The sequence below is a fragment of the Pseudomonas sp. IPO3774 genome (genome assembly GCF_013386835.1).
Classification (GTDB): domain Bacteria; phylum Pseudomonadota; class Gammaproteobacteria; order Pseudomonadales; family Pseudomonadaceae; genus Aquipseudomonas.
Window position 1 is genome coordinate 66,067 of record NZ_JACAQY010000008.1, and the last position, 25,787, is coordinate 91,853.

22 protein-coding genes are annotated in these 25,787 nt (G+C 60.9%); 6 read left to right on the forward strand and 16 right to left on the reverse strand.

The features are described from left to right. Positions 1-314: 314 nt before the first annotated feature. The 5 genes from HYE77_RS03925 to betI all read right to left on the reverse strand — a co-directional run bounded on the left by HYE77_RS03925 (position 315) and on the right by betI (position 7,312). On the reverse strand, positions 315-1,631 hold the full coding sequence (locus tag HYE77_RS03925) for a TldD/PmbA family protein (protein ID WP_177009114.1): 1,317 nt from the start codon (positions 1,629-1,631) through the stop codon (positions 315-317). Beyond that, positions 1,631-3,073 (reverse strand): TldD/PmbA family protein, encoded by a 1,443-nt coding sequence (locus tag HYE77_RS03930; RefSeq protein WP_177068432.1) that lies wholly within the window; start codon positions 3,071-3,073, stop codon positions 1,631-1,633. The genes HYE77_RS03925 and HYE77_RS03930 overlap by 1 nt, the downstream gene beginning before the upstream one ends. Positions 3,074-3,284: 211 nt before the next feature. Further along, positions 3,285-4,988: a choline dehydrogenase gene (gene betA, locus HYE77_RS03935; protein ID WP_177068433.1), complete on the reverse strand. Its 1,704-nt coding sequence runs from the start codon at positions 4,986-4,988 to the stop codon at positions 3,285-3,287. 196 nt (positions 4,989-5,184) lie between these two features. After that, on the reverse strand, positions 5,185-6,657 hold the full coding sequence (gene betB, locus HYE77_RS03940; RefSeq protein ID WP_003216900.1) for a betaine-aldehyde dehydrogenase: 1,473 nt from the start codon (positions 6,655-6,657) through the stop codon (positions 5,185-5,187). A 61-nt stretch (positions 6,658-6,718) separates the two neighbouring features. Further along, on the reverse strand, positions 6,719-7,312 hold the full coding sequence (betI, locus tag HYE77_RS03945; RefSeq protein ID WP_003216902.1) for a transcriptional regulator BetI: 594 nt from the start codon (positions 7,310-7,312) through the stop codon (positions 6,719-6,721). A gap of 376 nt (positions 7,313-7,688) precedes the next feature. Here betI and HYE77_RS03950 point away from each other — a divergent pair, with 376 nt between their 5' ends. Further along, complete coding sequence (locus HYE77_RS03950; protein ID WP_371318518.1) at positions 7,689-9,623, forward strand: BCCT family transporter; 1,935 nt, start codon at positions 7,689-7,691, stop codon at positions 9,621-9,623. Positions 9,624-9,777: 154 nt separating this feature from the next. On the opposite strand, the gene choV is transcribed toward HYE77_RS03950, so the two are convergent. The 3 genes from choV to HYE77_RS03965 all read right to left on the reverse strand — a co-directional run bounded on the left by choV (position 9,778) and on the right by HYE77_RS03965 (position 12,813). Next, entirely contained in the window at positions 9,778-10,956 is a 1,179-nt protein-coding gene (gene choV / locus HYE77_RS03955; protein WP_003216907.1) for a choline ABC transporter ATP-binding protein, read from the reverse strand. After that, positions 10,953-11,798: a choline ABC transporter permease subunit gene (gene choW / locus HYE77_RS03960; RefSeq protein ID WP_003216909.1), complete on the reverse strand. Its 846-nt coding sequence runs from the start codon at positions 11,796-11,798 to the stop codon at positions 10,953-10,955. The genes choV and choW overlap by 4 nt, the downstream gene beginning before the upstream one ends. Before the next feature lie 67 nt (positions 11,799-11,865). Next, positions 11,866-12,813, reverse strand: coding sequence for a choline ABC transporter substrate-binding protein (locus HYE77_RS03965; RefSeq protein WP_003216912.1), 948 nt, complete (start codon positions 12,811-12,813; stop codon positions 11,866-11,868). Positions 12,814-13,249: 436 nt separating this feature from the next. On the opposite strand from HYE77_RS03965, the gene HYE77_RS03970 reads away from it, so the two are divergent. Continuing rightward, positions 13,250-14,626, forward strand: a complete 1,377-nt coding sequence (locus tag HYE77_RS03970) for an L-serine ammonia-lyase (RefSeq protein ID WP_177020218.1) — start codon at positions 13,250-13,252, stop codon at positions 14,624-14,626. A gap of 541 nt (positions 14,627-15,167) precedes the next feature. Continuing rightward, a complete protein-coding gene (locus HYE77_RS03975) occupies positions 15,168-16,271 on the forward strand; it encodes a GlxA family transcriptional regulator (RefSeq protein WP_003216915.1) in 1,104 nt (367 codons plus the stop codon). A 107-nt stretch (positions 16,272-16,378) separates the two neighbouring features. On the opposite strand, the gene HYE77_RS03980 is transcribed toward HYE77_RS03975, so the two are convergent. The 6 genes from HYE77_RS03980 to HYE77_RS04005 all read right to left on the reverse strand — a co-directional run bounded on the left by HYE77_RS03980 (position 16,379) and on the right by HYE77_RS04005 (position 21,832). Continuing rightward, on the reverse strand, positions 16,379-16,642 hold the full coding sequence (locus HYE77_RS03980) for a hypothetical protein (protein ID WP_003216918.1): 264 nt from the start codon (positions 16,640-16,642) through the stop codon (positions 16,379-16,381). A 379-nt stretch (positions 16,643-17,021) separates the two neighbouring features. After that, positions 17,022-18,182, reverse strand: coding sequence for a gamma-butyrobetaine dioxygenase (locus tag HYE77_RS03985; protein ID WP_008430627.1), 1,161 nt, complete (start codon positions 18,180-18,182; stop codon positions 17,022-17,024). A gap of 9 nt (positions 18,183-18,191) precedes the next feature. Continuing rightward, positions 18,192-18,668, reverse strand: a complete 477-nt coding sequence (locus HYE77_RS03990) for a thioesterase family protein (RefSeq protein ID WP_008430629.1) — start codon at positions 18,666-18,668, stop codon at positions 18,192-18,194. A gap of 118 nt (positions 18,669-18,786) precedes the next feature. Further along, the gene (locus HYE77_RS03995) at positions 18,787-19,752 is read right to left on the reverse strand and encodes an L-carnitine dehydrogenase (RefSeq protein WP_177068434.1); all 966 of its coding nucleotides are present in this window, start codon (positions 19,750-19,752) and stop codon (positions 18,787-18,789) included. Between the two features lie 160 nt (positions 19,753-19,912). Further along, positions 19,913-20,800, reverse strand: a complete 888-nt coding sequence (locus tag HYE77_RS04000) for a 3-keto-5-aminohexanoate cleavage protein (protein ID WP_177068435.1) — start codon at positions 20,798-20,800, stop codon at positions 19,913-19,915. An 87-nt stretch (positions 20,801-20,887) separates the two neighbouring features. After that, the gene (locus HYE77_RS04005) at positions 20,888-21,832 is read right to left on the reverse strand and encodes a choline ABC transporter substrate-binding protein (RefSeq protein ID WP_177068436.1); all 945 of its coding nucleotides are present in this window, start codon (positions 21,830-21,832) and stop codon (positions 20,888-20,890) included. A 193-nt stretch (positions 21,833-22,025) separates the two neighbouring features. Here HYE77_RS04005 and HYE77_RS04010 point away from each other — a divergent pair, with 193 nt between their 5' ends. Beyond that, positions 22,026-22,970: a GlxA family transcriptional regulator gene (locus HYE77_RS04010; protein WP_177068437.1), complete on the forward strand. Its 945-nt coding sequence runs from the start codon at positions 22,026-22,028 to the stop codon at positions 22,968-22,970. 138 nt (positions 22,971-23,108) lie between these two features. Here HYE77_RS04010 and HYE77_RS04015 read toward each other — a convergent pair whose 3' ends face one another. Next, positions 23,109-23,525, reverse strand: coding sequence for a DUF3010 family protein (locus HYE77_RS04015; RefSeq protein WP_177048688.1), 417 nt, complete (start codon positions 23,523-23,525; stop codon positions 23,109-23,111). 42 nt (positions 23,526-23,567) lie between these two features. After that, the gene (locus HYE77_RS04020) at positions 23,568-23,969 is read right to left on the reverse strand and encodes a lysozyme inhibitor LprI family protein (RefSeq protein WP_177068438.1); all 402 of its coding nucleotides are present in this window, start codon (positions 23,967-23,969) and stop codon (positions 23,568-23,570) included. Between the two features lie 219 nt (positions 23,970-24,188). Between HYE77_RS04020 and HYE77_RS04025 the strand changes: the two genes are divergently transcribed. Together HYE77_RS04025 and HYE77_RS04030 are read left to right on the forward strand one after the other, a co-directional pair. Further along, positions 24,189-25,166: a dipeptidase gene (locus tag HYE77_RS04025; protein ID WP_003216932.1), complete on the forward strand. Its 978-nt coding sequence runs from the start codon at positions 24,189-24,191 to the stop codon at positions 25,164-25,166. Positions 25,167-25,242: 76 nt separating this feature from the next. After that, positions 25,243-25,773, forward strand: coding sequence for a DUF5943 domain-containing protein (locus tag HYE77_RS04030; protein WP_008430647.1), 531 nt, complete (start codon positions 25,243-25,245; stop codon positions 25,771-25,773). The last annotated feature ends 14 nt before the right edge of the window (positions 25,774-25,787 follow it).

Genomic DNA, 25,787 nt, shown 5'->3' on the forward strand with positions numbered 1-25,787 from the left:
TGCCCTATCCCGGGCAAGGTCGTGCATCACTTGCGTGCAAGTGGGTTGAGGACGGCGGGGTGTTGTTTGAGTTTTTTTACCGCGCGGACGTGGCTAGGTGCCACCAACCTTTATAACGAGGTTTTTCGCGAGCGACAACTGGCCGGACGGCCAGGTGTCTGGAGTGGGGCTTTGAGGATGAACCGAATCAAAATGTGGAATGCGATCAACTGTGGGAGCGGGCTTGCTCGCGAATGCGGTGCCTCAGTCACAGATGTAGTGGCTGACACGCCGCATTCGCGAGCAAGCCCGCTCCCACATGGGTTTTGCGTTGCTTATAAGGTCAGGGTCAGGCGTTTTACCAGCGCCCCCGGCAGCAGATTGGATGACGTATTGCGCTGGCTATACGTACTCGCCGACAGCAGCAATTCCCGATCAGCGGTCAGCGCTTCCAGTTGCGAGCCCAGCAGGCTGTACACGCTGTCATCAAAACGCATGGTGCTGACCGGCGCCTTGATCTCGCCGTCTTCAACCCAGAACGTGGCAAAGCGGGTCATGCCGGTCAGGCGTGCGGCGGGCTGGTCGGAGTAGTTCAGGTACCACAGGTTGCTGATGTACAAACCGGTGCCCAGTTGCTTGAGGATATCGGCCTGGGCCAGGTCGCCGGCGGCCATCTGCAGGGCGCTTGGAGATTCATCGCCGCTGGCGCCATTGGTGCTCAAGCCGTATTCGGCAGCACTGCGGGAGTTCACCAATTGGCCTTCAGCCTTGCCGGCATTGATCAGTTTCACATCACTGCGCGGATAGCCGTCACGGGAAAACGCCGAGCTCAGGGAGCCGCTGACCTGTTCGTCCAGGGTCACCAGCGGGCTCAAGGACTGATCACCGCCATACAACCGTTGCAACGGGCTGCCTTTGCTGGCGATGGCCTGGGCGGAAAACCCGCCCCAGGTCAGCATGCTGATGATTTCTTCCATGGCCGCCGGGGCAAGGTAGGCGCGGTATTGCCCCGGTGCCAGCGGGTGCAGCGGGCGACCAAGGTATTCCAGTTGCTCACGGGCCTGCTTGAAACGCTGCGCGAAGGCCACGCTGTCCCAATCGTTGCCGGCGTAGCTGGCTTTCACCGCTTCACCGTTGGCGTGGAACAGGCTGAAGTCGAAGTTGAAACTGTTGGCCTGGTGCCAGCCGAAGGCGCCTGATGAACTGGCGAAACCACGGCTGATAGGGCCGGCGGCGTAGAAGCCGACCATGTCCACACCTTCAGCGGCCAGGCTGATTGCTTCCAGCACCTGGGCCAGGTCCGGCAGCGGTCGGTCCTGCTGGTCCTTGTTTTGCCAGGCGTTGTGGTTGAGCAGCAGGTACGGATCCTGGGGCAACAACGGCAAGGTCTCGCGCAGTTGTTGCAGGCCGTCGGCCAGGCGCTGGCGATCCAGTTCAGGCTCGCCCGCCAGGGTGATACCGAGGTCGGCGTGGCGCCCGTCGTTGATCAGCTTCAGGTTCAGGCTGGCCTGTTGCACCTGGCCGGCCTGGCGCACTTTGCCGTGGTTGAAACGCACAAACTCGGAGGACTCGTCGGCGTAGCCGAGGTGGAATTGTTCGTGGTCGGTGATGGCCTGCTTGAGCCAATCCACCAGGGCTTTGAAATTATTCATCAGGCGTCTCCCCCGAACACGTCCACGTTGCTGAACACACAGGCCGGCGACGCATGGCCGACGCGGATCACCTGGTTGGGTTCGCCCTTGCCGCAGTTCGGCGTGCCCAGCACCTTGAAGGTGCTGGCGTCGCCGACGGCGCTGAGGTTGCGCCAGAACTGCGCGGAAATCGCCCGGTAGTTGGGGTTCTTTACCACGCCTTTGAGCTCGCCGTTTTCAATCAACTGGCCCCACTCGCAGCCAAACTGGAATTTGTTGCGTGCATCGTCAATCGACCACGAACGGTTGGTGGACATCAGGATGCCGTTCTCGATGCCGCCAATCAGCTGCGCCATGTTCTGGTCGCCGGCCTCGATATTCAGGTTGGCCATGCGGTCGATCGGCGCGCGGTTCCAGCTGCAGGCACGGCTGTTGGCCACGCCTTGCATGCCGGCGCGGTATTGCGACAACGCACCGCCCAACGGCTTGAGCAGCAAGCCTTCGCGGATCAGGAATTGTTTGCTGGCCTTCGTGCCGTCGTCGTCATGCCCGTAGCTGGCGAGCTGCTCGGGAATGTCCGGGTCGAAGGTCACGTTCAGCAGGTTGGAGCCGTATTGCAGGTGACCGAAATCGCTGGCCTTGACGAAGCTGGTGCCGGCGTAATTGCGCTCGTCGCCCAGGATGCGGTCGAGTTCCAGCGGGTGGCCGATGGATTCGTGGATCTGCAGGATCATCTGGTCGGGCATCAGCAGCAGGTCGCGCGGGCCCTGGGGTGTGTTCGGGGCCAGCAGCAGTTGCAGCGCCTGGTCGGCAATCTGCGGCGCGGCGCCCACCAGGCCGAAGCGGCTGATCACGTCAAAGCCGCCTTGCTGGCCGAAGTTGGTGCCGCCCAGGGTGCGGGTCTGGCTGTCGTTGCCGTCGTAGGCCGTGACGTTGACACCCGGGAACACAAACTGCTGGGCCTGGCGCAGTTCGGCGCCGGCGCTGTTGAGGTAGATCTGTTCGACGTGGGTGGTGCCCAGGCTGACTTCCCAGTTCACCAGGCGCTCGTCCTTGGGCACGGCGGCCGATTCGGCGCCGAGCAGTTGGTAGCAGTCGCTCAGGGACGGGAAGGGCTGGTCGAGGCTCGGCGAAAGGTAGTCGGCAATGTCGCTGGACACTGGCTGGTCGCGCAGGTCGAGCAGGGCGTGGGGCTTGATGAGCCGGGCTTGCTGTTCGGCGCGCTCAAGGGCGGCTTGCAGGCCGGGCAGGGAAATGTCGTGGGTGGCGGCGTAGGCTTCGACGCCATTGAGGCGCACGGTGAGCATCGCGCCTTCGTCCTGGCTGAGGTGTGGCGGCTCGGCGACGTTCTTGCGTACCGACAGGTACTGGCCGGACTCGCGGACGTAGCGCAGGGAAAAGAATTCGGCGGTAGTGCGCAGGGCACTGAACTGCTTTTTGAGTGTGGCGTGGTGTTCGAACATGGGGCCTTCCTTGTGGGCGGCTCGGCGCGGGCAGGCAAACAGAGTAGGCCTGGGCTGGGAGCTGATCAAGGAAAGTGTAGGCGGGCGGGAGGTCTTGCGGTGTCAGATCGGGCCTCTTCGGGAGCAAGCCCCCTCCCACATTTGATCGTGTTCACACGGTCAAAAATGTGGGAGCGGGCTTGCTCGCGAAGGGAGCACCTCGGTCCATCAGTTACTGCGCAGTAGGACCCACTTCACGCATCGGCTTGCCACGCACCGGCGCATCGCCTGCCACGTAGTAATCCGCAGTGCTGCGCGGCAGTGGCTTGCGGCCACGGATCTTGTCGGCGATTTTCTCGGCGATCATGATCGTCGGCGCGTTCAGGTTGCCGGTGGTGATGATCGGCATGATCGACGCGTCAACCACGCGCAGACCCTGCATGCCATGCACACGGCCTTCGGCGTCAACCACGGCCATCTCGTCGGTGCCCATCTTGCACGAGCAGGACGGGTGGAACGCAGTCTCGGCGTGCTCGCGGATAAATTTATCCAGTTGCTCGTCGGTCTGTACGTCGATGCCCGGGCTGATTTCGCGGCCACGGTATTGGTCGAGTGCCGGCTGTTGCATGATTTCACGGGTCAGGCGGATGCCGTCGCGGAATTCCTGCCAGTCCTGTTCGGTAGACATGTAGTTGAAGAGGATGCTCGGGTATTCCCGTGGGTTCTTCGACTTCAGCTGCACGCGGCCACGGCTCGGCGAACGCATGGAACCCATGTGCGCCTGGAAACCGTGCTCTTTCACACCGTTGCTGCCGTTGTAGTTAATCGCTACCGGCAGGAAGTGATACTGGATGTTCGGCCAATCGAATTCTTCACGGGTACGGATGAAACCGCCCGCTTCGAACTGGTTGCTGGCGCCGATGCCGGTGCCGTTGAACAGCCACTCGGCACCAATGGCCGGCTGGTTGTACCAGAGCAGCGACGGGTACAGCGAGACCGGTTGGGTGCACGCGTATTGCAGGTACAGCTCAAGGTGATCCTGCAGGTTTTCGCCGACGCCAGGCAGGTCGTGGACCACCGGAATGTCGAGGCTTTCCAGCAGTTTCGCCGGGCCAACACCGGAGCGTTGCAGCAGTTGCGGCGAAGCGATTGCGCCGCTGCACACCAGGACTTCCTTGCGGGCACGGGCTTCAACACGTTCTTCAGCGGCACCGATCAGGTAGCGAACGCCAACGGCGCGCTTGCCTTCGAACAGGACTTTGTCGGTCAGGGCATGGGTGACGATGGTCAGCGTCGAGCGCTTCTTGGCCGTGTCCAGGTAACCGCGAGCGGTGCTGGCGCGACGACCGTTTGGCGTCACGGTACGGTCCATCGGGCCGAAGCCTTCCTGCTGGTAGCCGTTCAAGTCGGAGGTAGCGGGGTAACCGGCCTGTACGCCGGCTTCAACCATCGCGTGGAACAGCGGGTTGTTGCCGGCCTTTGGCGTGGTCACGCTGACCGGGCCGTCGCCACCGTGGTAGTCGTTCGGGCCGATGTCGCGGGTTTCGGCTTTACGGAAATACGGCAGGCAGTCCAGGTAGGTCCAGTCTTCCAGGCCCGGCAGTTTCGACCAGTTGTCGTAGTCCATCGCGTTGCCACGGATGTAGCACATGCCGTTGATCAGCGAAGAACCACCGAGGCCTTTGCCGCGACCGCATTCCATCCGGCGACCGTCCATGTGTGGCTCTGGATCGGTTTCGTAGGCCCAGTTGTAGCGGCGGCCTTGCAGCGGGAACGCCAGGGCGGCTGGCATCTGGGTACGGAAATCGAGACGGTAGTCCGGACCGCCGGCTTCCAGCAGCAGGACGGTGACGCCTTCGTCTTCGGTCAGACGGGTCGCCAGGGTGTTACCGGCGGAGCCGGCACCCACAATGATGTAGTCGTATTCTTGGGACATTAAATGCACCCTCGTGAAAGTTGGTTCAGGCTGCTTTTGTGGCGAGGGAGCTTGCTCCCGTTCGACTGCGCAGCAGTCGCAAAGTCAGCGCTCGAGTTCTGTCTGAAAGAACTGCGGTACCTGGCATGGGGCTGCTTCGCAGCCCGACGGGAGCAAGCCCCCTCGCCACATGGGCCATGCCAGGCTCAATCAGGTTTTAGAACACCGAGGCGTAGTCGCCCAGCTCAACCTGTACCGATTTGATGCGAGTGAAGTTGTTCAGCGAGCTGATCCCGTTTTCACGGCCCACGCCCGACTGCTTGTAGCCGCCCACCGGCATCTTCGCGTCGGACTCGCCCCAGGCGTTGATCCAGCAGATACCGGCTTCCAGCTGATGAATCACGCGGTGGGCGCGGTTCAGGTCCTTGGTCACCAGGCCCGCGGCCAGGCCGAAGTCGGTGTCGTTGGCACGGCGGATCACTTCTTCTTCGGTGTCGTAGGTGAGGATGCTCATCACCGGGCCGAAGATTTCTTCACGGACGATGGTCATTTCGTCGGTGCAGTCAGTGAACACGGTCGGGGCCACGTAGGCACCCTTGGCGAATTCACCGTCGGTCAGACGGTCGCCGCCGCACAGCACGCGGGCGCCTTCTTCTTTACCTTTGGCGATGTAGCCGAGCACGCTTTCCATGTGGGCGAAGCTGACCAGCGGGCCGAAGTTGGTGTTTTCATCTTCCGGGTTGCCGATGCGGATGCGGGCAACGCGCTCGGCGATCTTGGCTTCGAACGCGCCTTTGAGGGCGGTCGGAACGAACACGCGGGTGCCGTTGGTGCAGACCTGGCCCGAGCTGTAGAAGTTGGCCATCATCGCGATGTCGGCGGCGCGGTCGAGGTCGGCGTCGTCGAAAATGATCAGCGGGGATTTGCCGCCCAGTTCCATGGTGACTTCCTTGAGCGAAGAGCTCGAAGCGCTGGCCATGACTTTCTTGCCGGTGTCGGTGCCGCCGGTGAAGGAGACTTTCTCGATGCGCGGGTGTTCGGTCAGCCAGGTGCCGACTTCACGGCCGCTGCCGGTCAGGACGTTGAACACGCCATCCGGAACGCCGGCGGCGGTGTAGATTTCAGCCAGTTTCAGGGTGGTCAGCGAGGTGACTTCGCTTGGCTTGAAGATCATCGCGTTACCGGCCGCCAGGGCAGGTGCGGATTTCCACAGGGCGATCTGGATCGGGTAGTTCCACGCGCCGATACCGGCCACGACGCCCAGTGGCTCGCGACGGGTGTAGACGAACGAGGTGTCACGCAGCGGGATCTGCTCGCCTTCGATGGCGGGCACCAGGCCTGCGTAGTATTCCAGCACGTCAGCGCCGGTGACGATGTCGACGTATTGGGTTTCGGAATACGGCTTGCCGGTGTCCAGGGTTTCCAGGGCGGCCAGTTCGTCGTTGCGCTCACGCAGGATATCGACGGCACGACGCAGGATGCGCGAACGCTCCATGGCAGTCATGGCGGCCCAGATTTTCTGGCCCTTTTCGGCGCTGACCACAGCGCGCTCGACGTCTTCTTTGGTAGCGCGTTGCACGTTGGCGAGAACTTCACCGTTAGCCGGGTTGATGGCTTCGAAAGTGGCATCGCTGCCAGCGTCGGAGTAGCCGCCGTCAATGTAGAGTTTTTGCAGTTCGAAACGGGCCATAAAGTCCTCGCAAGTGCATTAGTGGTTGGCGCGGTTCGGGAGTTGAGCGTTTATGTGTGCTCTAACTCACCTGCTTGGCCAATTGGAAATCCATGTATTCGTAAGCGATCCGTTGCGCCTGCTCCGTGTCGAAAGCGTCTCCCGACAGGGCGCCGCGCAACCACAAACCGTCGATCAGGGCCGCCAGGCCTCGGGCTGCGCTGCGTGCCTCGGGCAACGGCAACGCTCGGCGGAACTGGCAACACAGGTTGGAATACAGACGGTGATCGTTGATCCGCTGCAGCCTGTGCAATGACGGGTGGTGCATGCTGGTGGCCCAGAAGGCCAGCCAGGTTTTCATAGCCGGGCCGTTGACTTGGCTGGCGTCGAAGTTGCCTTCGATGATCACCTGAAGATGGGCCCGCGGGCTGTCATCTTTCAGCGCCAACCGGCGCTCGGTGACGTTCTCGATCAGCACGTTCATCAGGTACCGCATCGTGGCGGCGATCAGGCCATTCTTGTCCTGAAAATAGTGACTGATGATGCCATTCGAGACACCGGCCAGACGGGCGATCAGCGCAATGCTGGCATCCCCCATTCCGACCTGATCGACGGCCGTCAATGTGGCTTCGATCAACTGCTGGCGGCGTATGGGTTGCATACCGACCTTGGGCATCGTGCACCTCTCCTTAGGCCTGCCAACGGGCGATAAACGTCCGTCGGCTTGAGGGCCAGTCTATTTTGTTTTGATTGAACGTTCAATCAACAAAGAATAAGATCTGCGACAAATGGTCGCTGCCTACAGGTATTTCCTACGTGCATGTGGCGCCACCTGACATCGGGAAAACCCATGAAACAGCCCGGCACAGCGGTTCGCCGGGGGTTTATGGTTTTTCGGGGTGTCTTTATACACCCGTCCGTCGACTGCCGAAAAATCGATGGCTCGGGTCAAGCGTTGCCTTGTGTTTCTCTGCACTGCCCGGAGCATCTGTGCCATGAGTTCTGCCTCTCTTATAAAGACCCCGCCAGAAAAGGTGCGGGTCAACGGTTGGGTGTTCTACACCTCCACCGCGCTGATTCTGTTGTTGACCGCGATTCTGATCATCGCCCCGCAGGAAGCCGGCAGGATGCTCGGTGTGGCCCAAGCCTGGTTGTCGAAAAGCTTTGGCTGGTACTACATGGTCGTGATCGCCGCCTACCTGGTGTTTGTGGTGGGCCTGGCGTTTTCGTCCTATGGCAAATTGAAACTGGGCAGCAAGGACGACACCCCGGACTTCAGCTACGGCGCCTGGGCCGGCATGCTCTTCTCGTCGGGTATCGGCATCTCGCTGCTGTACTTCGGTGCGTCCGAGCCGCTGGACCACTACTTCAACCCGCCTGAAGGCGCATCGGCCACTGGCGACGCTGCGCGTCAGGCGTTGCAGTTGACGTTCCTGCACTGGGGCCTGCACGGCTGGGCGATCTACGCACTGGTCGGCCTGGCCGTGGCGTACTTTGCCTACCGTCATAACCAGCCGCTGGCCTTGCGTTCGGCGCTGTACCCGCTGGTGGGCGAGCGTTGGGTCAAAGGCGCGGCCGGTCACGCGGTAGACGGCTTCGGCATGTTCGTAACGCTGCTGGGCCTGGTGACGAACCTGGGGATTGGTTCGATGCAAGTGTCGTCCGGGCTGGAAAACCTGTTCGGCATGCAGCACAGCAACACCAACCTGCTGATCGTGATCATCGTGATGAGCACCGTGGCGACCATTGCCGCCGTGTCGGGTGTGGAGAACGGCATTCGCCGCCTGTCCAACCTGAACATCGTGCTGTTCAGCGGCCTGCTGATTTTCGTGCTGCTGTTCGGCCCGACCCTGCACCTGCTCAACGGCTTCGTGCAGAACATCGGCGACTACATGAACGGCATCGTGCTGAAGACCTTCGACCTGTACGTGTACGAAGGCGACGCCGACAAGACCGAACGCTGGATGGGCCTGTGGACCCTGTTCTACTGGGCCTGGTGGATTTCCTGGGCGCCATTCGTGGGCATGTTCATCGCGCGTATTTCCCGTGGTCGCACGGTGCGTGAACTGGTGGCCGGCGTGCTGCTGATCCCGCTGGGCTTCACCCTGGCGTGGCTGTCGATCTTCGGCAACTCGGCCCTGGACCTGGTGGTGAACCATGGCGCGGTGGAGTTGGGCAAGACGGCGCTGGAACAGCCGTCCATGGCGATCTACCAACTGCTTGAGCATTACCCGGCGTCGAAAATCGTCATCGGTGTGTCGATCTTCGTGGGCTTCGTACTGTTCCTGACCCCGGCGGATTCCGGCGCGGTAATGATGGCGAACCTGTCCTGCAAGGGCGGCAACGTTGACGAAGATGCGCCGCACTGGCTGCGGATTTTCTGGTCGGCGGTGATCACCCTGGTGACCATCGGCCTGCTGTTCGCCGGTAACTTCGAAGCCATGCAAACCATGGTGGTGCTGGCGGGCTTGCCGTTCTCGGTGGTGCTGGTGTTCTTCATGTTCGGCCTGCACAAGGCGATGCGCCAGGACGTGGCGATCGAGTTGGAGCAGGCGCAGTTGGCCGAGCGTGGTCGGCGTGGTTTCAGCGAGCGTTTGACTGCCCTGGACCTGCAACCGAGCCAGGGTACCGTGCAACGCTTTATGGACAAGCACGTCACGCCGGCGCTGGAAGAAGCGGCGACTGCGTTGCGTGACCAGGGGCTGGAAGTGCAGACCCTGCTGGGCAAATCCAAGCGCTGCATTGGTGTGCGCATCGAGATGCAAGAGGGCAATCCGTTTGTCTACGAGGTCAGCCTGGATGCTTATTCGTCGGCACCGAACGACTTGCCCGAGGAAGAACGCACGCGCTACTACCGCGCCGAGGTTTACCTGCACAACGGGCCTCAGGAATACGACCTGATGGGCTTCACCCAGGAGCAGATCACCCGGGACGTGCTCGATCAGTTTGAAAGCCATCGGCAGCTCCTTGGCCGTGTCTATAGCTGAGTGTTGAAAGGACAGGTGGTGTCGTTACTGACACCACCTGAGCAAAATGTGGGAGCGGGCTTGCTCGCGAATGCGCAGTGTCAGTCAGTACATCTGACACTGATACACCGCATTCGCGAGCAAGCCCGCTCCCACATTTTTTTTGCGGTGTCTGTTAGCCCAGGTTCTTGCCCAAGAGGGCGTGATAGAGCTCGCTGTCACCCAGAATCCCCACCACCTTGTTGTTGTCCTGCAACACCAGCTTGTTCCCTGTCTGATACCGAATCTGCAACGCCTCACGCATCCCGATATTCGAATCCACCAGCGTCGGCATCCGGCCCAGGCCCTCCACCGATTGCCCCGGTGCCCAGTTCTGCAGGTTCAGCACCGAACCGTTCTGCCGCGCGCCCTTGATGGTGTTGCCTTCGGCCAGGTCCAGCCACGAGTCACCGCCCGGGTCCAGGCTGATGGAGCCGTTGACGTGGGTGCAGTTATCCACCGTGCGCATCAGGCTGCGGCCACACAGCACATTCAGCGGGTTGGTGTGGGCCACGAAGGTCCGCACATAGTCATCCGCCGGGTTCAGCACGATCTCTTCCGGCACGCTGTACTGGATGATCCGCCCGTCTTTCATGATCGCGATGCGGCTGCCGAGTTTCAGCGCCTCATCCAGGTCGTGGCTCACGAATACGATGGTCTTGCTCAGCTTGCGTTGCAGCTCCAGCAACTCATCCTGCAAGCCCTGGCGGATCAGCGGGTCGAGTGCCGAGAAGGGTTCGTCCATCAACAGGATATCGGCGTCCATCGCCAATGCGCGGGCCAGGCCGACACGCTGCTGCATGCCACCGGAAAGCTCGTCGGGCTTCTTGTTGCGCCACTGCGACAGGCCCACCAGTTCCAGCTTGTCGTCCACCAGCTTGCGTCGTTCTTTCTCCGGGCGGCCCTGCATCTCCAGGCCGAAGCTGATGTTCTCGCGCACCGTCAGCCAGGGCATCAGGGCGAACTTCTGGAACACCATGGCGATGCGCTGGGTGCGCATCATTTTCAGCTCGGCGGGGGTGCAGGATGCGATGTCGATCTGGCGACCTTCATGCTCCACAAACAGCTTGCCGCGGCTGACGGTGTTCAAGCCGTTGATGCAGCGCAACAAGCTCGACTTGCCCGAGCCGGACAGGCCCATCAGCACGCAGATCTCGCCTTTCTCGACATCCAGGCTGGCGTTTTCAACGCCGACAATCTGCCCGGTCTTTTTCAGGATCTCGTTGCGCGTCATGCCCTGGTCCAGCAGCTTGAGCGCCTCGCGTGGGTCTTTGGAGAAGATCACGTCGACATTTTCGAATCGGATAATGCTCATGCATCACCCCCTACTTTGGCGTCGGGTTGTTTGCAGATGCGGTCGAGCATGATGGCCAGCAATACGATCGCCAGGCCGGCTTCAAAGCCCAGGGCGATGTCGGCGGTGTTCAGCGCGTTGACCACCGGTTTGCCGAGGCCGTCGGCGCCCACCAGGGCCGCGATCACCACCATCGACAACGACAGCATGATGCATTGGGTAATGCCGGCGGCGATGCTCGGCATGGCGTGGGGCAGTTCGATCCGCGAGAGCAACTGACGGCGCGAGCAGCCAAAGGCCTTGCCGGCGTCCATCAACTCTTGCGGCACATCACGGATACCCAGGTAAGTCAGACGGATAGGCGCGGCAATCGCAAACACCACCGTGGAAATCAGCCCGGGCACCACACCCAGCCCGAAGAGGGTCAGGGTAGGGATGAGGTAGACGAAGGTCGGTACGGTCTGCATCAGATCGAGCACCGGCCGCATCAGGGTGTAGAACATCGGTTTGTGCGCGGCAACAATGCCCAGCGGCACCCCGATCACCACGCAGACCAGGGTGGCGAACAGCACTTGCGCCAGGGTCTCCATGGTTTCCTGCCAGTACCCCAGGTTGAGGATCAGCAGGAAGGAGGCGATGACAAAAACGGTCAGGCCCCATTTGCGTTGAATGAAGTGAGCGAGCAGCGCAATCAGACCGATCAATGCCAGTGGATTGAACCAGGTCAGCGCGAACGTCACGCCGTGGATCATCGTTTCCAGGGTCGATGCGATTGCGTCGAAGTAGGCAGCCCCGTGTTGGGTCAACCACTCAACGAAGGCAGCGATGTACTGGCCTAGCGGGATTTTATGTTCAGTCAGCATGGTAGTGAATGTCCACATGCGAAGAGGAAAAACATCCCGGGCCAGCGTACCGGCCCGGGGTCAGCGGTTACTTGGCGAGGTAAGCTTTGACGGCCTCCAATCCTGGTTTGCCATCGACCGTGGTGACACCGGCGAGCCAGGTGTCGAGCACTTGCGGGTTCTTCTTCAGCCACGCCTTGGCGGCGGCGTCAGGCTTCATTTTGTCGTCCAGGACATTACCCATCAGGGTGCTTTCCATGTTCAGGGTGAACGACAGGTTTTTCAGCAACTGGCCCACGTTGCTGCATTCCTGGGTGTAGCCCTTGCGGACGTTGGTGTAGATGGTGGCCTGGCCGTAGTTGGGGCCGAATGAATCATCACCCCCGGTCAGGTACTTCATCTTGAAGCGGGTGTTCATCGGGTGCGGTTCCCAGCCGAGGAACACGATGGCCTGGTCGCGCTTGGTGGCGCGTTCCACCTGCGAAAGCATCCCGGCTTCGCTGGATTCGACCACTTTGAAACCAGCGGTTTTCAGGCCGAAAGCGTCCTTGTCGATGAGGGTCTGGATGGTCCGGTTGCCGTCGTTGCCCGGCTCGATCCCGTAGATCTTGCCGCCCAGCTCATCCTTGAATTTGACGATGTCGGCGAAGTCTTTCAGGCCCTTGTTGTACAGCGCTTCCGGTACGGCCAGGGTGTACTTGGCGTTTTCCAGGTTGGCGCGCACGGTTTCCACGGTGCCGGCATCACGGTACTGCTTGATGTCGTTTTCCATGGTCGGCATCCAGTTGCCGAGGAAGATGTCCATGTTCTTGCCGTCGGCCAGGGACTTGTAGGTCACTGGTACTGAAATCATCGTGGTGCGGGGTTTGTAGCCGAGGCCCTTGAGGACTTCGCTGGTGGTGGCGGTGGTGACGGTGATGTCGGTCCAGCCGACATCGGAGAAGTTGACGGTCTGGCATTGCGCCGGTTCTGCAGCGTGAGCCACGACTGGCAGACTCAGCATGGCGGCCAACAACAACGACGGGGAACCTTTCATGGGGGTGGACTCCTGGTGTTTTTCTGGCGGCAATAACACCGCGCTTATAGGTGTTGCGGTTGGGCGTGCGGCACAGCTCTGCCACGCAACTGTGCAAACGAGTCGAGACTGATCATGTACCAGTGAAAATCTGACGCCTACAGGGGGCGTCGTATCCAGTACAGGGATGGTCGTATCCAGTGTCGGTGACGTCGCTTACAGATTTTTTCCACGGCAAAACTGCACTTTTTACCGATCTGCACCGCAAAAAACGGCCAAAACGTCGCCTTCCACAACAGCGGCGCTGATGAGCATGGGTACGTCGGTGTGAGACGCCGTGAGCGCCAGCAAAAGCTTGATGATGGCCGCATCTGGGCGGATTGCGACATGAGCGTAGCAGCTCCGTCACCAGGCGTTATGTGCGCCTGGCCTGTGCTCATCGAGGAGTTTCACGGCAATGGCTATCAGCGTTTTCGACCTGTTCAAGATCGGCATTGGGCCTTCGAGTTCTCACACCGTCGGCCCCATGCGCGCCGCGGCGTTGTTCGTTCAAGGATTACGTGAACGTGATGTGTTGGAACAAGTCAGGCGCGTCGAAGTTCAGCTGTATGGCTCCTTATCGGCCACGGGCATCGGTCACGGCAGCGACAACGCGGTGATCATGGGCCTGATGGGCGAGTGGCCGGACGCGATCGATCCGTCACAGATCGGCATCCGCATCGAAACCCTGCGCGAGACCAACACCCTGCTGCTGGACGCACGTTTGCCGGTGCCTTTCTTATGGGCGCGGGACATGCGCCTGATCGACGAAAACCTGCCGTTCCACCCTAATGCCATGACCCTGGTGGTGTTCGGTGATAACGGCGAGCTGCACCGCGACACCTACTACTCGGTGGGCGGCGGATTCGTGGTGGATGAAGCCCAGGCCAAAAGCGGCGTGGCGGACATGGACCGCACCGAGCTGCCCTATGATTTTTCCAGTGCGGTGGAACTGCTGCAGCTGTGCAAGACCCACAACCTGCGGGTCGCTGAGCTGATGTTGGCGAACGAAAAAACCTGGCGCTCGGAAGAAGAAATCCGCAGCGGCCTGATGAAGCTTTGGCGCGCCATGCAGGATTGCGTGGAGCAAGGCCTAAAGCACGAAGGCATTCTTCCCGGCGGTCTCAATGTTCGGCGGCGTGCAGCCAAGTTGCACCGCAGCTTGCAGGAGCTGGGCAAGCCGAACGTGATCGGCTCGACCTTGAGCGCGATGGAATGGGTCAACCTGTTCGCCCTGGCGGTGAATGAAGAAAACGCCGCCGGCGGGCGCATGGTCACGGCACCGACCAACGGCGCGGCGGGGATCATCCCGGCGGTGCTGCACTACTTCATGAAGTTCAGCGAAGAAGTGACCGAGGCCAACGTGGTCGACTACTTCCTCGGCGCGGCGGCGGTGGGCATCCTGTGTAAGAAAAACGCGTCGATCTCGGGTGCCGAAGTCGGCTGCCAGGGTGAAGTCGGCTCGGCGTGCGCCATGGCGGCGGCGGGGTTGGCGGAGATCCTCGGGGCTACGCCGGAGCAATTGTGCAACGCGGCGGAGATTGGCCTGGAACACAACCTCGGCCTGACCTGCGACCCGGTAGGCGGGCTGGTGCAGGTGCCGTGCATCGAGCGTAATGCGATTGCCGCGGTGAAGGCGATCAACGCGGCGCAGATGGCGCTGCGGGGGGATGGCCAGCACTTCATCTCGCTGGACCGGGTGATCCGCACCATGCGCGATACCGGGGCGGATATGCATGACAAGTACAAGGAAACATCGCGGGGTGGGTTGGCGGTGAGTGCGGTGGAGTGTTGATCCGGAAAGACCGCGTCGCCTGCATTCGCGAGCAAGCCCGCTCCCACATTCGACCGAGTTCCTACTGAAAAAACGCGGTCAAGTGTGGGAGCGGGCTTGCTCGCGAATGCGGTAGACCAGGCAACACTGCTCATAAAGTGAACACCGACACCCACAAGCGCCACCTTTTAGCGCGTCGCAATTAGATAAGTAGCTCCCGAACGATTTCCCCTCATGACCATCGGTCACCCGTGCTTGTGGTGACAGACTTTTCCCACGTCGTTTCTCTCCCTTCCCACAAGTGCTACCGATCTGCTCACACACCTTGAGCCTGCGTTCTCTCACGTCTTTTCTGGGTCATATCCCCCACTCCATGCGCGGGCTTATATAGACACGTCATGAGGTCGTTTTCAGGAGTTATTGAATACGCATTCAACTTTAGGCATGGCATTTGCTCTATCAATACAAAGCCTCTCGCCATAGGAGTTTCCTTAAGGCGATGAGCGCAATAACAAGAGCCTCGCCTGAGGCCATCACCCGCTTTGTGTGAGGAGATACCGCGATGACGTCGTTCAACTCCGGGGCTCAACCCCAGAACCGTGCGCCTCAATCCATCGGCTTTTTGCTGCTGGACAATTTCACGCTGATTTCCCTGGCCTCCGCAGTCGAACCCCTGCGCATGGCCAACCAACTCTCCGGCCGCGAGCTGTATCGCTGGACGACGTTGAGTGTGGACGGAAACCAGGTGTGGGCCAGCGACGGTCTGCAAATCACCCCCGATGCTTCCATGCACAAAGCCCCGGCCCTGGACACCGTGATCGTCTGTGGCGGCGTGGGTATCCAGCGCACCGTGACCCGTGAACATGTGTCGTGGCTGCAAAGCCAGGCGCGCCAATCCCGTCGCCTTGGCGCGGTGTGCACCGGCAGCTGGGCCCTGGCCTGCGCCGGCCTGCTGGACGGGTTTGATTGCAGCGTGCACTGGGAATGCCTGGCGTCGATGCAGGAAGCCTTTCCCCGCGTGGCCATGAGCACACGCCTGTTCACCCTCGACCGCAACCGCTTCACCAGCTCCGGCGGCACCGCGCCGCTGGACATGATGCTGCACCTGATCAGCCGCGACCACGGCCGTGAATTGTCGGCGGCGATCTCCGAGATGTTTGTGTACGAGCGCATCCGCAACGAACAGGATCACCAGCGTGTGCCGCTCAAGCACATGCTTGGCACCAACCAGCCGAAGTTGCAGGAAATCGTCGCGCTGATGGAGGCCAACCTGGAAGAGCCGATCGACCTCGATGAACTGGCGGTGTACGTAGCGGTTTCCCGGCGTCAACTGGAGCGCTTGTTCCAGAAATACCTGCACTGTTCGCCGTCGCGCTACTACCTCAAGTTGCGCCTGATCCGTGCGCGGCAGTTGCTCAAGCAAACGCCGATGTCGATCATCGAAGTGGCGTCGGTGTGCGGGTTTGTCTCCACGCCGCACTTCTCCAAGTGCTACCGCGAATACTTCGGCATTCCGCCGCGGGATGAGCGTGTGGGTTCCAACACCACGCAGCAGGTAGCGATGATGCCGATTCCGCAGGCGCTGGTGTTGTCACCGTTGTCCGGGCCGTTGTCGGCGTTGAGCCAGGCCAGGAATGAGTCGACTTTCGCGAGTGTAAGGCTTTAGACCGAGTCGCCTGCATTCGCGAGCAAGCCCGCTCCCACACTTGACCGCGTTTTTTCAGTAGGAACGCGGTCGAATGTGGGAGCGGGCTTGCTCGCGAATGCGGTATATCAGGCGCCAGAGTTCTGCCGAAATTGCACCAGCGCCGGCAACAACTGCTTGTCGATCGCCTGCCTCACCGCCGGCAAGATCGTCGCGCTGCCGGTGTACATCTGCTCAACCATACCCTTGAGCGCCTTGGCCCGCGCCGCGCTCAAGCCGCGCACCGCACACTCGCAAGCCTGCTCGGCGGTAGCGCCGCTGGACACCTCGAAACCCAACGACCGCAGCTGGCCCAGCAGGTCATCCTGGTCAATCAAATCCGCGTGCATCATGACGTTAATCCTTGTTAGGGGAGCGGGGGATTGAAGTCGATTCTGGTAGGCCATCACCGAGTCGGCAAGGCCTGAATGCATGAATGTCCGGCACACCTATGAACAGGTCGTTTTCGGCTAACTCGCAAGGCAGGGGAGTGTGCACACTGGCATCAAGCAAGCAGCTTGAAGGTTTGGTCACCCTCGGGATGCGCAGCTCACACAAAGCACTCTGCCCCGATCCTGTCACGGCTGGATCGGGGCTTTTTTTGAGCTGAAATTTGAGGTGAAGCTGCTGGCCCCTTCGCGAGCAAGCCCACTCCCACATTTGACCGCGTTTTTTCAGGAGGAACTCGGTCAAATGTGGGAGCGGGCTTGCTCGCGAAGGGGGAGCCTCGGTCTACCGCTGCAACACCAATATCCGGGACAACAACTCATCCCGATCGATATAGCAGCCCTGGAAATGCCGCGCGCCGGACGCCGGATCAAACGCATTGCGCGCATGCAGGGTCCGGCGATTATCAAAGCACCACAGCTCGCCCGGATTCAGACGTTTGACCAGCCGAAAACGCTCCTCCCGGGTCATCGCAATAAACCGGCGATAGGCGCGATAGAGCAACGGCATCTGCTCTGCAGGCGCCTCAAACGGCCCGCGCAGAAAGTTGGCCATGCGAATCTCGGCGACTTCACCCAAGGCATCCAGAGCAATGATCGGCGCTAGCCGGCGATAGTCGCTGTGACGGTCCTTGTTGCGAAACTCCACCGGGATCTCGCACAACGCGCGAAAGGCTTCCGGATCTTCGTCCCGCAGCGCCCGCGCAATCGCAAAACCATCGACAAAAATACTCTCGCCCCCGTCGGCGTCGTTCACCAGGCAATGCAAGAACTGCAGCCCGGGTTGCAGCTCCCGCGTCGGCAAATCACTGTGCAGCGGCAGGTTGAATGCCGTGTAGGCGTTGCTGTCGGCATCGGCCTTGGACTGCACGTTGAACAGCACGCCGAAGTTGCTCTCGCGGATGAACGAAATGCGCTTGGCGATCAGCGCCAGCGAGCCAGGTTCGGTGGGCACACCGCGCACTTGGGTGAGGCCGCTGTCACGCAGGGCCAGCAGCCATTGCAGCAGGGCTTTCGGGTCTTCCATCAGCGCTGCGTAGTCGAATACGGGCAGCTCGAACGTACGATCCCACAGCAGGGATTTCGGTTTGGCAGCCCGGCGTTCGGCGCGGGACTCATCGTCGTAGGCGTGCGCCCGCAACCATCCGGGATCGTATTGGCTGCGATGCCCGCCACTCCATTCCACTGTCAGCAGACCCTGGTCGATACGAGCACTGAGGGCCGTGAGGTGTTCGTCCACATCGACGATTTCCAGCACCTGTTCACGGGTCACGCTGTAGACGCAAACAGGGCACGGGCAGTTGTCCCGCAGCCACTGGTGATGAAACGGGCTGACCCGCCCATCGGCCCATCGCACACTGAGGTGATCGCCGTGTACCTGCACATCGGCCAGGTCACTGATCAGTGGGTAAGTACGGAAGTCGGCAACAGCGGCGGCGGTTTGCATGGCGATTCCTTATTTTTGGGGTGGCAGTCCAATCACGCGGCCGAGCAGGGCGGGCTTCGGCAGGTCGGTTTGTTCGGCGCTGATGCTGGCAAGCTTGCCCAGCACCGCTTCACTGAATGGCGCCGAGTGCGGCCCGGCGAGGTCGACGTGGAGCAGCATCTGTTCGTTGCCCGCCAGCTCCTTTTCGTCGCCCACCAGGTGCAGGCTGTGATAGAGGTGCAGGCGCTTGCGGTCGTGGGCGATGAGTTGGGTGTGTACCTCGACGGCGGCGCCCAGTTTCACTTCGTGCAGGTAGTTGAGGTGCAACTCCAGGGTGAACAGCGAGTGGCCGCTGGCTTCGCGGTTTTCGCTGTCCAGGCCCAGGGTGTCCATCAGCGCATCGGTGGCGTAGCTGAAAATCAGCAGGTAGAACGCATCGCGCAGGTGGCCGTTGTAGTCGACCCACTCGGGGAGGATTTTGGTGGTGTAGGTGGTGAGTGCGGGCATGTCATGAATTCCGGGTATGTACTCGGTCAAATGTGGGAGCTGGCTTGCCTGCGATGGCGGCGGTGAATCCAACATCGCTATCGCAGGCAAGCCAGCTCCCACAGAAAATCAACAGCGGTTATTCGGCGAAGGTCATACCGTGTTTTTCCTTGGTGATCTTCACCGCCTCCAGCACCGCCAGCAGGCAATCATCACGATAGCGCTCCAGCGCCGAAATGCTGTGTTTGCCCAACTGATCGCTGGTGCCGTCCACCACGTCATCAATCAATTTGTCGGTCAATTCCGGCGCCGGCAGATAGGTCCACGGCAGCTGCAAGGCCGGGCCGAACTGCGCCATGAAGTGGCGCATCCCGGCATCACCGCCCGCCAGCGTATAGGTCAGGAACGTCCCCATGAACGACCAGCGCAAACCGGCGCCAAAGCGAATCGCATCATCGATCTCGCCGGTGGTTGCCACACCATCGTTCACCAGGTGCAACGCCTCACGCCACAGGGCTTCCAGCAGCCGGTCAGCGATAAAACCGGGCACTTCCTTACGCACATGCAAAGGGCGCATGCCGAGGGATTCGTACACTTTGATTGCTGCCTGAATCGCTTCCGGCGCAGTGTTTTTGCCGCCTACCACTTCCACCAGCGGCAACAGGTAAACCGGGTTGAACGGATGCCCCACCACGCAACGTTCCGGGTGCGTGGAGCCTTCATAAAACTCGCTCGGCAACAACCCCGAAGTACTCGAACCAATCAACGCGTTCGGCTTGGCCGCCGCGCTGATTTTGCTGTGTAACTCCAGCTTCAATTCCAGGCGTTCCGGGGCGCTTTCCTGGATGAAGTCGGCGTCTTTCACGCACTCTTCAATGGTGGCCACAAAGCGCAGGCGATCTTGCGAGGCGCCGGGTGCAAGGCCTTGTTTCTCGAGTGCGCCCCAGGCATTCGCGACACGTTTGCGCAGGGCCGCTTCGGCACCAGGCGCCGGGTCCCAGGCCACCACATCCAGGCCGTGAGCCAGTGCGCGGGATACCCAGCCACTGCCGATAACGCCGCTGCCCAGCGCTGCGAAGGTTTTGATTTCAGTGATAAAGCTCATGGCAAATTCCTAAGAGAGTTCGGTGATTCTGTGTGAGAGCCAAGATCAAAATGTGGGAGCGGGCTTTCAGTTGATGCATTCGGTGGCTGATCCACCGCATTCGCGAGCAAGCCCGCTCCCACATTTGATTCGGTTCCTGCAGGGCGTCGTGCAGTGTGTTTTAGCCCCGCTTGGTCAGGCCCATCTTCACGCGGCCTTCGGCCGGGGTCATGACCCGCGCACCCAGGCGGCTGAGGATCTCGCTGGCGCGTTCCACCAACTGGCCGTTGGTCGCCAGCACGCCCTTGTCCAGCCACAGGTTGTCTTCCAGGCCGACCCGTACGTTGCCGCCCAGCAGCACTGCTTGCGCCGCCATCGGCATCTGCATGCGACCAATGCCGAAGCCGGCCCACACCGCGTCAGCCGGCAGGTTGTCGACCATGGCTTTCATGGTGGTGGTGTCGGCCGGCGCGCCCCACGGGATGCCCAGGCACAGCTGGAACAACGGGTTGTCGAGCAAGCCTTCCTTGATCATCTGCTTGGCGAACCACAGGTGACCGGTGTCGAAAATCTCCAGCTCGGCTTTAACGCCCAGCTCTTGAATACGCTTGGCGCCAGCCCGCAGCTGGGCCGGGGTGGAGACGTAAATGGTGTCGCCATCGCCGAAGTTCAGGGTGCCGCAATCGAGGGTGCAGATTTCCGGCAGCAGCTCTTCCACGTGGGCCAGGCGGGTCAGCGGGCCCACCAGGTCGGTGTTGGGCCCGAACTCCATGGGGTTCTCGCCGCCACCGATTTCCAGGTCGCCACCCATGCCGGCGGTGAGGTTGACGATGATGTCGACGTCCGCCTCGCGGATGCGCTCCATCACTTCGCGGTACAGCGCCACGTCGCGGCTGAACTTGCCGGTTTGGGGGTCACGTACGTGGCAATGCACCACGGTGGCACCGGCCTTGGCTGCTTCCACCGCCGCGGCAGCGATTTGTTTCGGAGTGACCGGCACGTGAGGGCTTCTGGCGGTCGTGTCGCCAGCACCGGTGAGTGCGCAGGTGATGATGACGTCGTGGGTCATGAGGCAGGTTCCTTACAGGCGTGATTTTCAGGCGTAGTCATACCGTTCGCAGCCGGGAGCGGCTGCGAAACGGTGATTCAAGACAGGTTATTTGCTGGTCAATTGCAGGTTGGCTGCGGCGGGTTTGCCGTCGAAGGTGGTCACGCCTTCCAGCCAGCGCTGCTGGTCTTGCGGGTGATCCTTGAGCCATTGCCTGGCCGACTCGAAAGCGTCCTTGTGATCCAGCAGCGGCTGCATCATTCGGCTCTCGTCGGCGGCGGTGAAGGTCAGGTTGCTGAGCAACTTGTGCACGTTGGGGCATTGCTCGGCGTAGGTCGGCGAGGTGACGGACCACACGGTGGCCATGCCTTCGTTCGGGCCCAGCGCGTCATCACTGCCGGTGAGGTAAGTCATCGCCACGTTGACGTTCATCGGGTGCGGCGCCCAGCCGAAGAACACCACGGCCTCCTTGCGGCGCACGGCGCGGTCGACGGCGGCGAGCATGCCGGCCTCGCTGGATTCCACCAGTTGGAACTTGCCCAGGCCAAACTGATTCTTGGCGATCATCGCCTTGATCTGGGTGTTGGCGCCCGAGCCTGGTTCAATACCGTAGATCTTGCCGCCCAGTTCTTTTTCAAACCTGGCGATGTCGGCGAAGGTCTTCAGGCCCTTGTCGGCCAGGTAAGTCGGCACCGCCAGGGTCGCGCGGGCGTCTTCCAGGGACGGCTTGTCGAGCACCTTGACCTGCTTGGCGTCGACAAACGGGGTGATGGTCTGGGTCATCAGCGGGTTCCAGTAGCCCAGGAACATGTCCAGGCGCTGGTCGCGAATACCGGCAAAGATGATTTGCTGGGACGCGCTGGTCTGTTTGGTCTTGTAGCCGAGGCCGTCGAGCAACACTTGAGTCATGGCACTGGTGGCGATTACGTCGGTCCAGTTCACCACGCCCATGCGCACGTTCTGGCAAGAAGGCGCATCGGCTGCCATGACGTTGGTGCTCAAAATGGCGCTGGCGCTGAGTGCGAGCACGCAGCGGCTGATCAGTCGGTTCATGGTGGTTCCCTCGGCAGGTTGTTATTGTGGGTTCCGGCGTCTTTGTGCACCGTGCAGCCAAGTTACGCAGCTTGGTCCCCGACAAAACGCACGGCGGCGACCAGCTCTTGCACTGCAGCGACCTGCCCCCTTGAATGACCGATTGAACTGGCGTATCACAGTGACCACGCTGTCCGTCCTACGAGCGCGCTCCATGTCCCAGGATTTCTACTTTCTGCTGATGCCGGGCTTCTCCGCCATCGGCTTTATCTCCGCGATCGAACCTTTACGTGTCGCCAATCGTTTTCGCGGCGAGCTGTACCGCTGGCATGTCTTGAGCGCCGACGGCGGCGCGGTGCTGGCGAGCAATGGCATGTCGGTCAACGCCGACGCCGCGCTGGAGCCGCTGAAGAAAGGCTCGACCTTACTGGTGGTGGCCGGCTTCGAACCGCTGAAGTTCGCCACGCCCGCACTGGAACACTGGCTGCGCCGCCTTGACCACGACGGCGTGACCCTGGGCGCCATCGACACTGGCGCCTGCGTACTCGCCGAAGCCGGCCTGCTCGACGGCCACCGCCTGACCCTGCACTGGGAAGCCATCGACGCCTTCAAGGAATCTTATCCACAGCTGACGGTAACCCAGGAGCTGTTCGAGATCGACCGCCGGCGCATCACCTCGGCGGGCGGCACCGCGTCCATCGACCTGATGCTCAACCTGATCAGCCAGGCTCACGGGCCAGAGTTGGCGATCCAGGTGTCCGAGCAATTCGTGCTCGGCCGCATCCGCCCGCGCAAAGACCACCAACGCATGCAGATCGCCACGCGCTACGGCATCAACAACAAGAAGTTGGTGCAGGTGATTGGGGAGATGGAACAGCACACGGAACCGCCGTTGAGCACACTGGCACTGGCGGAGGCGATCAAGGTCACGCGGCGGCAGTTGGAGCGCTTGTTTCGGCTGCACCTGAACGACACACCGAGCAACTTCTACCTGGGTTTGCGCCTGGAAAAGGCTCGGCAGTTGTTGCGCCAGAGCGACCTGAGCGTGCTGGAGGTGAGCATCGCCTGCGGGTTTGAGTCGCCGTCGTATTTCACCCGCAGCTACCGGGCAAGGTTTGCCAAGTGCCCAAGGGAAGATCGGCGCCGGGAAGCGGTATGAACACCGCTCTTGAGAACAATGCAGATCAAATGTGGGAGCGGGCTTGCTCGCGAAAGCGGTGGATCAGTCGGTACATGTATTGACTGACACACCGCATTCGCGAGCAAGCCCGCTCCCACAGGGGATGTGCGATGTAGCTTATTTCTTCAGCAGGGCTGAACACGCGGCCTTGTAAGCCTCATGCTGATACTTGTTCAGCGTCGCCGGCAGGGCAAAGTCGTGTTTCTTGTTCTGCGCATTGATGGTCTGCGGCGACAGCAGCGTCACTTCAACGCCCTCCAGCAACTGAAACACACCTTCAATCTTGAACGTAGTCGGGCCACCGGCGAATTCGCCTTTCTTGCTGCGCTTCTTGATGGCGATGCGGCTGATGCCGTTTTCCCGCACAAACGCGCTGACCTGAGCGGCGAAGGCCTTGACGTTGGCCGCCTCATCATCGTCTTCAAGGGCGATTTTCTTGGTGGCCAGGGCTGCATGGCTCAATGCCTGACCGTCGAGAGAGGCGACAGCAATAATGGCTTCGCTGCCTTTGATTTCGATGCCGCAGATTGTCATGAATAGCCTTGGTTCTGAGTAAAGAGTGGAGGGGATTGTCGCTTATTCCTGCCCAATCGACTCCAAAAACTCCGACCGTTCATCACTCATCCGCGCCAGACAATCATTCTGCTGGATCGCATATGCCTTGCTTCCCGCCACTGCCGGAAAGGTATCTACGGCGCAATCCGCATCACGTAACTTTTCCCACTTCTGCTGGGCATCCTTCAGACGAGCGGTAATGTCCGCCAGCTGCGTCTTGTTGCTGCCATAGGTCGAACCCATGCGTTCCAGCAAGCCCTGGTAGTTATCCTTGAGCAGTTGTTCGGCGGTGGTTTTGTTGTAGGTGGCGCATTCCAGGGTTTGCTTGTCGTTCTCGATGCCATCGCAGGGCGTGCTGTCGGTGTCTTCAGCGCCGTGTGCGCCGGTTGCGATGAGTGCCAAAGCCAGGAAAATCGATTTCATTGCGCCGTCTCATATCAGTTGATGAGCAAATTCTGGCTCAAGCGTAAGACAAAGAACAGACACCCGTCAGAGATGTCATGTTGGCCTTTGTCGCGGATTGACGCTTTCGGCAATTCCCTTGTCGTTTTTGCACCCGGCTCCTTCTGCCCCGGGGCATATGCTGGCCCCAAAGCGCCGGCAGACGATTCGGCGCATGAATCGCCAATAAGGGGACGCCTGATGAGCCCAGCCGAATTGCACGCCGACAGCATCGTTATCGACGGGCTGATCATTGCCAAGTGGAACCGCGACCTGTTCGAAGACATGCGCAAGGGTGGCCTCACCGCTGCCAACTGCACCGTGTCGGTATGGGAAGGGTTCCAGGCCACCATTAACAACATCGTGGCCAGCCAGACCCTGATTCGCGAAAACAGCGACCTGGTGATCCCGGTGAAAACCACCGCCGATATCCGTCGCGCCAAGGAACAGGGCAAGACCGGCATCATCTTCGGCTTCCAGAACGCCCACGCGTTTGAAGACCAGCTCGGCTACGTCGAGATCTTCAAGCAGCTCGGGGTTGGCGTGGTGCAGATGTGCTACAACACCCAGAACCTGGTGGGCACCGGCTGCTATGAGCGCGATGGCGGCCTGTCGGGCTTCGGTCGCGAGGTCGTCGCCGAGATGAACCGCGTCGGCATCATGTGCGACCTGTCACACGTGGGCTCCAAGACTTCCGAAGAAGTCATCCTCGAATCGAAAAAGCCGGTGTGCTACTCCCACTGCCTGCCTTCAGGCCTCAAAGAGCACCCGCGCAACAAGTCCGATGAAGAGCTGAAGTTCATCGCCGACCACGGTGGCTTTGTCGGCGTGACCATGTTCGCGCCGTTCCTGGCCAAGGGCATCGACTCGACCATCGACGACTACGCCGAAGCCATCGAGTACACCATGAACATCGTGGGCGAAGACGCCATCGGCATCGGCACCGACTTCACCCAGGGCCATGGCCAGGATTTCTTCGAAATGCTGACCCACGACAAGGGCTACGCCCGCCGCCTGACCAGCTTCGGCAAGATCATCAACCCGCTGGGCATCCGCACCGTGGGCGAGTTCCCGAACCTCACCGAGACCCTGCTCAAGCGCGGCCATCCCGAGCGCGTGGTGCGCAAGATCATGGGCGAAAACTGGGTCAACGTCCTGAAGGACGTCTGGGGCGAATAAGCCACCACTCACGCCTCTTTTCCCCCAACCTTATGCGTTGGGGGCTTATCAAAGCATTTTCCGGAGTTAAGTTTCCATGGCCAAGATCGCCCCTCAATTGCCTATCGAAGTCGACAGCGAAACCGGTGTCTGGACCTCCGACGCCCTGCCGATGCTGTACGTGCCGCGCCATTTCTTCGTCAATAATCACATGGGGATCGAAGAAGTCCTGGGCAGCGAGGCCTACGCCGAAATCCTCTACAAGGCCGGCTACAAATCCGCCTGGCACTGGTGTGAAAAAGAAGCTGAATGCCACGGCCTGGAAGGCGTCGCAGTGTTCGAGCACTACATGAAGCGCCTGTCGCAGCGCGGCTGGGGCCTGTTCAAGATCCAGGACATCGACCTCGATAAAGGCACCGCCAGCGTCAAGCTCGAGCACTCGGCATTCGTCTACGTGTACGGCAAGGTCGGGCGCAAGGTCGACTACATGTTCACCGGCTGGTTTGCCGGCGCGATGGACCAGATTCTCGAAGCCCGCGGCAGCAAGATCCGCACCGTTGCGGAACAGGTATACGGCGGCTCCGAAGAGGGCCACGACGACGGCCTGTTCACCGTCAAGCCGTTGTAAGTCGAGGACCCTGC